A 551-nucleotide genomic window follows, 5' to 3' on the forward strand; every position below is an offset into this window, starting at 1 on the left:
CAACATAGCGAATAAGTCTGGTGAAACGCGTACACTTTCGGGTGTTAAGGATGGAACTCTTGCCAAAGGCTCAAATGATGCAGTGACGGGTTCCCAGCTTTATGCAACGAATGAGAATGTGAAGGGTGTCAGTGATGATCTTCAGACAGTTGCTGAGAATGCCTCGAAATATTTAGGTGGTGGAGCCGATGTCTTAGAAGGGACCGAACCGAGCTATAAATTAGATGATAAAGAATATCATGATATTTCGGGTGCGTTTGGTGGGGTTGATCAAGGCTTCAAGGATCTTAAGGATCAAGTTGCCCAGAACAAAGATGAGGTTTCCGAACGTCTTCAAGATGCGTTGTTGTGGGATAACGGGAAAGGTGCGTTTGTCGCACAGCATGGTGCAGAAAAGAGCAACAGCAAGATCACGTCTCTAGCAGCGGGTAATATCTCTAAAGATTCCAGTGATGCAGTCACGGGTTCTCAGCTTTACGGCTTTGGTAGTGATGTTGCTCAGTCTTTGGGTGGTGGAGCCGGTTATGAGAATGGTCATTGGACAGGTCCTC

General features: G+C 46.6%; 1 pseudogene. It reads left to right on the forward strand.

Annotation, left to right across the window (positions count from 1 at the left end):
- Nucleotides 1-551 (forward strand): annotated as a pseudogene (locus tag ACFIJK_RS09490) (adhesin); the annotation flags it as partial.

It is taken from the genome of Bartonella sp. PS17NMGDW (assembly GCF_042193555.1).
GTDB lineage: Bacteria > Pseudomonadota > Alphaproteobacteria > Rhizobiales > Rhizobiaceae > Bartonella > Bartonella grahamii.